This window comes from Mesorhizobium sp. M4B.F.Ca.ET.089.01.1.1 (assembly GCF_004022605.1).
GTDB lineage: Bacteria > Pseudomonadota > Alphaproteobacteria > Rhizobiales > Rhizobiaceae > Mesorhizobium > Mesorhizobium abyssinicae.
Genome location: NZ_RZOS01000870.1, coordinates 1 through 1223 on the forward strand (window position 1 = coordinate 1; position 1223 = coordinate 1223).

Sequence of the window (1223 nt, forward strand, 5' to 3'; positions counted from 1 at the left end):
CCCTTGAGGGTTGATCGTGGAAGATCCGGAACAGGACCAGGAAAGCCATCGCAGAAGAGCGGGGTTGGGTTGCTCCTGATGGACAGCGCCGGTGCATGCCGATCTTGCGAACTGGATGAACGCCGAGGCTCTGTGCCGCAGCTGGCTGGTTGTTCAGGTGAGCTTGCTGCCGCGAACCCGCGAACCCATGCGATCCTCAGAGGTCGCAACCACGACACGGCCCGAAGACGCCAAGCCAACGGCGCCTGCTCAGCCGCGCACCCGAATTGCGACGCCTTGAAAGCAGAACCGCGCTCGCTGCTGGCCCGACGGAGCTAGCGCGCAATCGCTCGGCTTACACCAGGCGATCATGGCGCTGGCAATCGCAATGGAGAGAGGGAGTGACGCAAATGGGCGCCGCAAGTTTCAATCGCCGCGCAGGATCTTTGCTTCAAGCGCGGCCGCGACGAAAGCTCTGCGGGCGGCCGGTGGATGGCTCTCACCGCGCAACACGCGCAGACACGCGTCCATCGCTGCCTTGCGCTTTTCCGTTTCACGCGTGAGATCCCGCAGCAAGATCGTGGCCGCGTCATTGACATCGAACACGACGCGCTCCGCGGCGTGGCGGCTTACCTGGACCACGACCGGCCGCTCAAATCTGCTCAACTCACCGTTCCCCTCAAGTCGTGCGGCAAGGTCCGCTCGGCCCAGCTTTATGCCTCAACCGAGGAGACAGAAAGAGGCGAACCCGAAAGCCCAACTCGATGCCTCGGCGGCTATCCGATCGCCATAAGCACTGTCATCCCGGTTTTCCGAAATACCAGCGATGATGGAGATTCTTCCGCCCTTGTCCGCGCTCGGTGAAAATCTGAACGGAATACCCCCAAGCTTGGCTACAATCCACCGTCCCTACGCGCGCCGCTTCTTGCAGGCGGCGATCCACTGCATGGCAGAGATTGGATCTTCCAGGATGGCGACCTGCCTGGCGAAATCGATAAAACCATGGTGTGCGGCGCTTAACGGTTTGTGCCCTTCCTCTGCGTCATAGCAGGCCTCAAGGGCGCTCTGGTGGGTCAGATCTCTTTGATCCTCAGGCCAGTCGTTGAGGAAATCGATGGCGTCCGCGAGGCTCGCAATCTCTTGGACGATGTAGGTCGCACGCTTCACGAAAATAGGGCTGCCGAACTCCTCCGCATCCATGCGCTCCTCCCAATTAACGAATCCCGCATTGCACGGCATTTCGC

2 protein-coding genes are annotated in these 1223 nt (G+C 60.9%); both read right to left on the reverse strand.

The features are described from left to right. Nucleotides 1–405: 405 nt before the first annotated feature. Nucleotides 406–645, reverse strand: coding sequence for a DUF982 domain-containing protein (locus tag EN780_RS34665; RefSeq protein ID WP_128276498.1), 240 nt, complete (start codon nucleotides 643–645; stop codon nucleotides 406–408). A gap of 243 nt (nucleotides 646–888) precedes the next feature. Beyond that, nucleotides 889–1223: DUF982 domain-containing protein (locus EN780_RS34670; RefSeq protein WP_348631291.1), on the reverse strand; the 335-nt coding region annotated here is incomplete at its 5' end.